Raw genomic sequence first — 9,324 nt, 5'->3', positions numbered from 1 at the left:
TGACACTGACGCATCAAAATCGATAGGGGTCTGCGACGCTTTTCGGCTTTGCCGAGCCATGCACAGCATGGCAAAAACAAACCTTGGGCTTTGCCCAAACCCACTGGGGAACTCTTTCCCCAGCCCCCATCAATCGAACTCCCCAACCCCTCAATCCTTGAGGGGCCCCCTCGCCGGTTGGCAGGAACAAACGACCGTTTGTTCAATACCAAGAGGGTTCAGGTGTCCGTCTAGTTGGTCAAGTCAAATACTCCCTTCGCTTCGCTAGGTCCGTTTTGATTGACCAACACATGCAACGACCTCTACTAATCACTTTCACTTTGCTCTCTTTATTACCCTAAAACGAAAAAAAGTCCTAAATTAATAGGACTCCTTTTCATTTCCTTTATTTTATTAGGTTTATCGTACTTTACTCATTTTCTCCAAAAACACTAACAAAAGTATACATTCAAATCATTGATAATAAAAAGGCTAAGATCATGCATGAATTTATGCTCCAACCTTTTTACAGTTATAATTATTTCTCCTGACGGTCTATTGCACTTTTTAATTTATCCACTTTTCAAGAATTGTTAATGTTTTATTTTCTGCATCCATCTCTATTTTAATACCAATTGGGACAGTTAACATCGGGTGAGTATGGCAGCAATCAAATTCTGCAATAAAAGGTATGTTAGTATCATTTAAAACCTCTAATAGAATCTCATATGGTTTTTTGTTTGTACCATTATCATTGAATTGTTTATGTTTTCCAAGAATTAAACCAGAAATTTTATCAAATATTCGATTGACTTTAAGTAATGAAAAACTTCTTTCAATAGTAGCAGCATCTTTTGTTGTATCTTCGATAAAAAGGATATCTCCTTGCTTTATTTCTGGCATGTATTCGCTACCCCAAATACCACTTAATGTGTTTAAATTCCCCCCAATTAATCTACCTGTTACTTTTCCTCTATTTACACAGACCCAATCATTTTTTCTAAGTTGTTTTTTCTTAGTTTTTTCTTTCCAATTGACAAATTCATCCGTCCAATAAGGTGGCCTTTTAATATTATAAGGTAATGTTTGTTTCTCTTCTAACATGTCACTAAAATATTCGTATGTAAAGTTAACAAATGGCTCAAATTCACCAAATGAAGGGATTAATGCAGGTCCATAAAATGTATGTATTCCAGTTTTTGCGTATATCCCAAGTAATATTGCAGTAACATCAGAATGACCTATCATAATTTTTGGACTTTTCATAAATGCTTTATAATCAATATAGGGCAATATTGAATTAGAATTCATTCCACCAATGGTTGACATGATACATTTGATATTCGGATTTCGTATTAACTCATTGAGTTCTTCTGCCCGTTCTTTAATGCTTCCAGATCGGTAGTTATCATGTTTACCAGTCAAATTTCCTTCAATTATATTAAATCCTTTGCTCATCAGAAATTTTTTTGCTCGATTAAATCTTTTAGGTACTGTATAAGTTGCTGGTAATGAGGGGGAATAAATTCCAATTAAATCACCTTTTTGTAATTTACTGATTTTCATTACTTTATCTCTCCCTTAAATAGCACTTATATTAAAATGAAAAAGTAAAGTAAATAATCTTACAATTAATCATTCGCACTCATGCCTGTAAAATTAATCCCCTATAATTTTTGAGTTTTTTTCTTACTTAATGCTCAAATATTTTAAAGCTAAAAAAGCTCATTTCTTTCTATCACTAAATTCTAATTTATTTACCAAATAAACGACTCCAAAATGATTTTTTCTGTTCTGAAGCTACTACTAGACGCTTACTATCTTGTATTTCTCTTAATACTTGCATTAATTGAGTATCTCTTTGCTCTTCTCTTATTATCCTTTGAGCATCAGTTTCTTGTAAAATTTTACTTTGCTGATCCAATCTTTGAATTAACTCTAAATTCAGTTGTTCTAATCGTTCTATACGTTCTGTTAATACTTTTATGTGTTCTGTATCTGCTACGCTATCTGTAGCAACAGTTGCTACCTTATTTTCTTCAACACTTGATATCACTAAATTTACAGCCCGTTCTAGCGTTATATTCTTCTTGTTCATGGCTGCTATTAGCCGTTCTATAGTTGCTACGTCTTTATGAAAAAAAACTCTTGAATTATTATTACCCCGCTCGAAAGGATACCCGGCTTCTTCCAGGGCAAGGCAATATTTACGTAAAGTACTTGAGCCAATCCCTAAGTTCTTAGCTACCTCTGATCCCCAATAAGTTTGAGCCATACTTTGTCCTCCCTCTGCTCTAAGCTGTTTTTTAGTTGTTACATAGTCTTTTTCCTTCTTTAAAAAGGTAACACCTTCTTTTTTAAATTTAAAGAAAAGTTTTTATTACCTTTTACAGCTATCAATTAATAATAATTTGTCTATTTATCTTTTCAAAAAGTAAAACCTTTAAATACTAGTTGACTTTCAAATTACCTAAAACAATATCCATTTTATTTAAAAAAAGGAAACCTATTAATAGGTTTCCTTTCTTATTAAGGAGATTTTAAATATAAGTGCAAAACAATCGTTCGAATACTCGTTCCACACTATAATATATGTTTTCTTATTTAAAATGGTGCAATAAATTTTTGTATTATTTATTCTCTTTTAAAATATATGCTAAGCAAAATCTGATATAAAAAACATTGATTTTATTAATCCTATCTAATCTAACTTTTATTATTTAAAAATGAGGAAAATCACTATTATACAAGCCTGCACACAAATAGATATATTAAATATCATATTAAAGTAGATGTAGAAACAATCTAAATATAAAATAAATGGAGGTTTTTTAAATTGGGTGATCAAGAAAATAAATATTACAATGATCATATTAAAAAAGATGATTGTAAGGTTAAATCAGAAACACGAACTCCACTCAGCGATACTGACGTAACGCCTGTTCTTGCAACAAATCCAAGAGTTAAAATTCCAGTTGTATTAGCAGAAAGAACGCTTCAAATTGTAGTAGAGGCAGATATTCCACTTTGTCCACCAGCAGTAGAAATTAAAAGAGTGTTAAAAGATGTATTTTTAACACAATGTAAACTAGTACCTGTTGAGTATGAACCAATTAATGCAACAGGATATTTACAAGTAACAAGAGCAAAATTGTTTGTAGAAGGTTTTATTCGTAAAAATATTGAATATGCGGGTAAAGATTGCAATGGCGTAATTTATGATAAAATTGCAAAGGTTCACTTCTCTGGTTTTGCTGATATAACTGAAGATGAATTTCTTTCTCCAGCAGTTATAGCTTTTTCTTCAGAAAGTAAAGCTCGTTTCATTAATCCAAAAAAGAATGATGTTCCTCGTCTAGACAAATACTTCTTTGAAAATAATGTTTTCTATAATGAACAACCATTCTGTGAATTAATTAGTGCAGAATTTTATGAGCTTGACTATTCGCCATGCTATATTGATCATCATGATAAAAAACATCATGGAGATTCATGTGATAAAAAACATGACGAAAAAGCATTTGACAAATTACGTGAGAAAATCGTTCTTGATTTGACTTTGAAAGTATTACAAACTCAACAAGTACAACTTGGAACAACTGGATTTAACTGCTAATTAAAAATGTTTATGCACTAAAAAGAGAGAAGAATCCTAAAAAATTCTTCTCTCTTTTTTCTATTAAATTTTAAAATTTATTTACTAAACAAAACAAATTCAAAATAATTTCTTTTGTTCTATATCTGCTACGCTATCTATAGCAACGGTTGCTACGTCAATCCTTTCAGCACTTGATACCACTAAGGTTTATAGCCTGTTCTAGTGTTATGTTCTTCTTGTTCATAGCTGCTATTATCCGTTCTATAGTTGCTACACAGTGTTTTCTTTTACATCTACCAATTTAGTAATTTATACAAGATTTTATACAAAAAAAACAGAAAAACAAAATAGCAAAGCCCCTCGGAATTCTTGCTATATCAACAATGTATAAAATCATGCATATGAATTGAACAAGTGTAGAAACAAGAAACAAAGTAAACACAAGGATTCCCCCTTGTCCTTGCTACCGATAATCATACGTTATGTTAACCTTACATGGATTTTTATTCATCACCATTTTCATAGTTTAAAAAGACAACTTGTACCCGTTTTTTAGGAGTAGAGAGAGCAATCGTAACCTAAAACGCAAAGTAAGTTACAGAACATGTTAGATAAATAGAAGGAGCTTCTAATAAATAGAGGCTCCTTCTTTGTACATGTACACACATATATTATTCTATATGAGCAAATTTAACTTTATTTGGATCGACCTTTGCATTTATAACTTTGACCTTTACAGAATAAGTAGCTTCTTCTAGAAATTTTATAGGGGCTAAAAATGGTTGAAAAGCTGAATGCTTATGATTAGGTATAGTAGCACTTGTTACATATGATAGATCACCTATTAAATTATAAAACTCAAATACTACACGACTTGGTTCTTGTTCATTAGATGAACTTACATCAGCAATCCCAATAAAAGTATTAAAATAAGGGTAGTATCTTATTGCATCCCCATCATAAAGCCAAAACTCACTTTCATTTATCGATGATTTTTCATTGTTAATTTGAGCGGAAACTGTATTCTGTACAGGACTATAAAATGGAATAAAAACTAAAAATCCTATACTCATTACCGGAATAAGAATACTTTTTTTAATTTTAACCACTCCCTTAATTCCATTTTTTAACAATCATATAATACAAATTTTCTTCTGAAGTGTAAACGATTATTTTTTTATTGGAATAGTCAAAAGTGCTGTGACGATAATAGGACGTTATGTTAACTCTCTATGAATGATCATTCATAGAGAGTTTTTTTGAAATTTAAAAGAGATTTCTATTTTAAGCTTTCAATCTTTATATAAAGAATGAGATAAGAAAACAAAAATATAAGATAGGTTAAGGAAACAAGCGTTTTTCTTATAAAAACATAAAATAATACAAATCTTGTTTGAAAAGGAGGTATAAAAAAATGAGTTCGAATTGTAATTGCTGGAAGTACAAACATCACAATGATTGTCCGGAACATAAATATCATTGTGATTGCTGGAAGCACAAACATCACGATGATTGTTCAAAACATAAATATCATTGTGATTGCTGGAAGCACAAACATCACGATGATTGTCCAAAACATAAATATCATTGTGATTGCTGGAAGCACAAACATCACGATGATTGTCCAAAACATAAATATCATTGTGATTGCTGGAAGCACAAACATCACGATGATTGTCCAAAACATAAATATCATTGTGATTGTTGGAAGCACAAACATCACGATGATTGTCCGGAACATAAATATCATTGTGATTGCTGGAAGCACAAACATCACGATGATTGTCCAAAACATAAATATCATTGTGATTGCTGGAAGCACAAACATCACAATGATTGTCCGGAACATAAATATCATTGTGATTGTCCAAAAAACGAATATTATAATAATTCTTCAAAACACGTATATTATAATGATTGTTCAAAACACAAATATTATAATAAGTCTTCAAAACAAGAACATCATAATGATACTTCAAAAGCTTACCGCCCACATTTTAACGAAAATAAACGCTCAACAAAATAATAGATAATATTAAGTTTTGAGAATCCCTTAATTGATAAAAAAATTAAAATATGTATACTCCCCCTCAAAACACAAACATCATTGTGATCAAAAACATGCATAAGATTGTATAGATTTTTTTATTTTTAATGAAAAGATCTATAAAAGGACTCATTCATTCTTAATAAGAACGAATGAGTCTTTTTTATTTACCACTAATAAAAGACATTATATTAACCTCACATGAATGTTTATTCATATCCAATTTTCACTACTTTTATCACTAATAAAAGCAACTAATCCAATTAAATCATCAAGCATATGAATTGTTTAATACATAACCAGTCCCCAAAAAAATATATAAACATATTGTATTGTATGTACGATTTCTTGAACAAACACTTTAAAAAAGGAGCAATCTATATGCTTGAAGATAAATCTAAAGTGAATTACCCATATGAATTTGCAGAAACTACAACAACACCAATTAAAAAACCAAATTATAGGAAATTTAAAAATAGTACAGACACACAACCTTTACCTATTTCAAACCATTATGTTGAAAAACTTCTATACTCGGAAAAAATCAATAACCCTAAAAAGAAATAATCAAAAGTCTTTTCCTTGCTTTTGGGCAAGAGTGCTGGCTGGGGGTTTGGGGGCCAGCCCCCAGGAACTTAGCGTTAATGAAATATAGAATAAGAGAGAATCTTGAACGGATGAACTAGCGGTTCGGCTCGTATAATTGCTTATTCAAGTCGATAACCATTATCTTGCTTTTGGTCTGTCGGCTTGGCGATAAAGGCAAATCGAGCCGAAAAAAGTTTTGCAAGGACAAAATAAAAAAAAAGGCGTTAGCCTTAAGGTGAGGATAAACGAACTGATTTTTTTATTTTGAGGGTGGAGATTTTTGAGTGGTTTTCTCAAAAATACGACCCGTTCCTTGCGGAACTTTTAGCTATATATATAGAGTGAGAAAGGAAAAATACAAAAACTCAATAATATCAAGGGTTTAAAGGGGGTAGGGTGTGATTATTTGATCACACCTGTGTGACTAAATAATCACACCTAAAAAATGGGAAATAAGATAAAATAAAAAAAAGCAAGACTAAAAGTCAGGCTTTTTTAAAATAAATAAACTGGTAATTTATGTTTTTTACTGCTATCTTTAATTTTAAAATTCCGAAGAGATCTTTTAAAAATATGTTGAGTTGCCTTATCTACACCATCTTTAGGAGAACAACACATAACATTAGGATTCACAAACCATGTTCTAGAAGAACAAATTCTTCCATCATCAGTAGTCATTCCAGCTTCAGCAACACCAAGTATACCTTTCTTTAATAAGGAGTTCATAATCCTAGAAATATATTCTCTAGTATTTCCAAATTGTTCAGCTAAATAACTAGGAGTTGCTGCATTTGTTTCAACCTCTAATTCATTATCTACTCTTTCTATTATTACATTTGTCTTAAACTCAATGTAAGGAGTAAGCTTAAATAAAAATGCTTCTTCTTTAGGTTGTAAGTAACCAATTTTATTTAAATAATTTATGTTATCCATAATTAATTGCACGAACTTCACCCCATCAGTTCGTTTTTTCTTTTTACCTATAAAATAATCTTCACCAGTTGTACTATGTAAAATTTGCAACAACAATTGCTGTTGTTCAGAAGATAAGCCTACATTTGCTTGTTCTAAAAAGCTTTCAATTTGATTTTCTCTTGATCTAGCTTTCTTTTCAGCTTGTCCAAAATCTACAACTTTTGTCATAAAATAATTCTCTCCCTTAGTGGAAGGAATCAACTTTTATATGTTAGAATGTATATAGAATATATATTGGTTGATTCCAACCTTATTATGAAAAACCGCCTGCCGACCAAAGCATGGGCGGTTTTTCTCGTTTATTACATCTTTCTTTATAATAACATGAAATACGTTACTAAAGGTTTCCATCTACTAAAAGTCAATTCTCTTTTTCACCATTATCACGTCTATCTTTCCATATCAAACCCTCTCTGCTTATTCATTTCCCTCTTATGTTCCTGTTCAAAATGATTATTAACTTCCCTACCAACCAATTCATTTTTAACAAGCCCTCTAAGCGCCTGAAATTGCTCTTTTAAAGCCGTTTTCGTCTGTTGGTATAAAACCCTTATATTTATTTGTAAATCCTTTATATGAGCTTTTAAAGACCCTATTTCCTTATGTAATACACTAACTTCATTTTTTAACTGACCTTTTTCTTGTTTCAATATCCTATTCTCTTCCATCCAACCTTCTGCAGTCATTTTTAAACTTTGATACTCTTTCACAAAGTCTGTTTTTCTCAAACGCTCATAATCCTTTTTGATAGTAACCGCTGCATTCACTTGTTTTGTTAATTCTTGATATTGTTCTGGTGATAACACATAATTTCTTGTCTGTTTCTTCGTGATTTCAGCTTTTCCAAACATCTTATCCTGTACTTCTGTTATTACTTCTTTACGCAAAAATGGAATTTTAACAGGTTCATTTGGTACTTGATCCGCAACACTATCTAATTCTTGTTGCTTTTGTTTTACTCTTTTTTCTAACTCTACATAACCTTGGCCAATCAGTTGCAGCTTTTCACTTCCACTTTCCACTTGTTGCTTCATTGTCTCTAATTCTTTGTACTTATCAACGACATCACTTTCCAAACGCTTTTTCACCATCTGTAATTCTTTTGCTTTTTCTTCAGCATCTTTCAAATGATGATCAACAACTTGTAATTGCGTTTCTTTTTCTTGTACTTGATTTTCAACAAATGATTTTGTTTCTGCATATTCCTTGTATTGACGGACTTTCATGTACTTGTGAGACCCTACATTGGCCCTTTCAAAATCAGGAATATGTTCTTTTGCTAATTCCTCGATATAAGCCGTTTCTAATGTTCTCCAATTTGCAATAAGTTCCGTTCCTTTTCCTTTTATGCCTTGTTGTTGCAAGGCTCTATCCATTCCGACACGCCTCGTTAATCCTCGACTACTTTCGAAATTCGGTACATAGTTAATATGTAAATGCGGATTTGCTTCATCATCATGCAAAACCATGTTATAAACTGCTAGATTTGGATTTCGCTCTTGAAACGCCCCAGCGTATTGTTTTAACGCTTCCTTTTTGGCTTCCCTATACTTTGGGTCGTCTTTGCCTTCCCCAATCGCTACAACGAGTTCTCGTTGCTCATGTGTCTTTTCATCTTTACGTATTTTTTCGTAATAGTCCTTAATCTTACGGTCATTCCGTTTTTGTTTCTCGTTATACTTGTCCACGGCTTCTTGAAAGACATCCTTGTATACACTTCGGATGTTCTCTTGAACAAAGTAGATATTCTCGTCTAACCTGGATGGATCGATACCTGGATTCCCATGAATGTTTTCCCTGTTATTATGGCTTAATGAACTTTGGTGAGATTGATTAAATGAAATAGAGAACAACATAAAGTGCCACCACTTCCCCTAGATTAATTGATACCATAAGTCTAGCAAAGCGACGAAATCGAGTCAATTAATGTAACCCTATACGTATTTTGACCCTGACGCATCAAAATCGATAGGGGTCTGCGACGCTTTTCGGCTTTGCCGAGCCATGCACAGCATGGCAAAAACAAACCTTGGGCTTTGCCCAAACCCACTGGGGAACTCTTTCCCCAGCCCCCCTCAATCGAACTCCCCAACCCCTCAATCCTTGAGGGGCCCCCTCGCCGGTTGGCAGGAACAAA

8 protein-coding genes are annotated in these 9,324 nt (G+C 32.2%); 3 read left to right on the top strand and 5 right to left on the bottom strand.

Translation table 11 applies throughout. From position 1 onward, the window contains the following. Positions 1-546: 546 nt before the first annotated feature. Both KFD70_RS27905 and KFD70_RS27900 read right to left on the bottom strand, forming a co-directional pair. A complete protein-coding gene (locus tag KFD70_RS27905; protein WP_336454520.1) occupies positions 547-1,545 on the bottom strand; it encodes a S66 family peptidase in 999 nt (332 codons plus the stop codon). A 187-nt stretch (positions 1,546-1,732) separates the two neighbouring features. After that, positions 1,733-2,254 carry a DUF3967 domain-containing protein gene (locus KFD70_RS27900; RefSeq protein ID WP_336454519.1) on the bottom strand — a complete coding sequence of 174 codons (522 nt, stop codon included), beginning with the start codon at positions 2,252-2,254 and terminating at the stop codon, positions 1,733-1,735. Positions 2,255-2,815: 561 nt separating this feature from the next. Between KFD70_RS27900 and KFD70_RS27895 the strand changes: the two genes are divergently transcribed. Beyond that, a complete protein-coding gene (locus tag KFD70_RS27895) occupies positions 2,816-3,595 on the top strand; it encodes a CsxC family protein (RefSeq protein ID WP_336454518.1) in 780 nt (259 codons plus the stop codon). A gap of 653 nt (positions 3,596-4,248) precedes the next feature. Here the strand turns inward: KFD70_RS27895 and KFD70_RS27890 are convergent. Then, positions 4,249-4,686, bottom strand: a complete 438-nt coding sequence (locus KFD70_RS27890; RefSeq protein WP_336454517.1) for a hypothetical protein — start codon at positions 4,684-4,686, stop codon at positions 4,249-4,251. A gap of 345 nt (positions 4,687-5,031) precedes the next feature. On the opposite strand from KFD70_RS27890, the gene KFD70_RS27885 reads away from it, so the two are divergent. After that, positions 5,032-5,610, top strand: a complete 579-nt coding sequence (locus KFD70_RS27885; RefSeq protein ID WP_431613521.1) for a hypothetical protein — start codon at positions 5,032-5,034, stop codon at positions 5,608-5,610. A 395-nt stretch (positions 5,611-6,005) separates the two neighbouring features. Then, the gene (locus KFD70_RS27880) at positions 6,006-6,191 is read left to right on the top strand and encodes a hypothetical protein (RefSeq protein WP_336454523.1); all 186 of its coding nucleotides are present in this window, start codon (positions 6,006-6,008) and stop codon (positions 6,189-6,191) included. Positions 6,192-6,707: 516 nt separating this feature from the next. Here the strand turns inward: KFD70_RS27880 and KFD70_RS27875 are convergent. Both KFD70_RS27875 and KFD70_RS27870 read right to left on the bottom strand, forming a co-directional pair. Continuing rightward, positions 6,708-7,355 (bottom strand): MarR family transcriptional regulator, encoded by a 648-nt coding sequence (locus tag KFD70_RS27875; protein WP_336454522.1) that lies wholly within the window; start codon positions 7,353-7,355, stop codon positions 6,708-6,710. Positions 7,356-7,576: 221 nt separating this feature from the next. Next, the gene (locus tag KFD70_RS27870; protein ID WP_336454521.1) at positions 7,577-9,043 is read right to left on the bottom strand and encodes a plasmid recombination protein; all 1,467 of its coding nucleotides are present in this window, start codon (positions 9,041-9,043) and stop codon (positions 7,577-7,579) included. Positions 9,044-9,324: the final 281 nt, after the last annotated feature.

This window comes from Bacillus pfraonensis, from assembly GCF_050768835.1.
GTDB classification, from domain to species: domain Bacteria; phylum Bacillota; class Bacilli; order Bacillales; family Bacillaceae_G; genus Bacillus_A; species Bacillus_A pfraonensis.
Note: the sequence above shows the minus strand (reverse complement) of the source record. Positions and strands in the feature narration are given on the sequence as shown.

Bases quoted from the DNA above. Each gene is read 5' to 3' on its own strand.
- KFD70_RS27870 (WP_336454521.1), bottom strand. From the start codon at position 9,043: ATGTTGTTCTCTATTTCATTTAATCAATCTCACCAAAGTTCATTAAGC.
- KFD70_RS27900 (WP_336454519.1), bottom strand. From the start codon at position 2,254: ATGGCTCAAACTTATTGGGGATCAGAGGTAGCTAAGAACTTAGGGATT.
- KFD70_RS27905 (WP_336454520.1), bottom strand. From the start codon at position 1,545: ATGAAAATCAGTAAATTACAAAAAGGTGATTTAATTGGAATTTATTCC.
- KFD70_RS27880 (WP_336454523.1), top strand. From the start codon at position 6,006: ATGCTTGAAGATAAATCTAAAGTGAATTACCCATATGAATTTGCAGAA.
- KFD70_RS27885 (WP_431613521.1), top strand. From the start codon at position 5,032: ATGATTGTCCGGAACATAAATATCATTGTGATTGCTGGAAGCACAAAC.
- KFD70_RS27875 (WP_336454522.1), bottom strand. From the start codon at position 7,355: ATGACAAAAGTTGTAGATTTTGGACAAGCTGAAAAGAAAGCTAGATCA.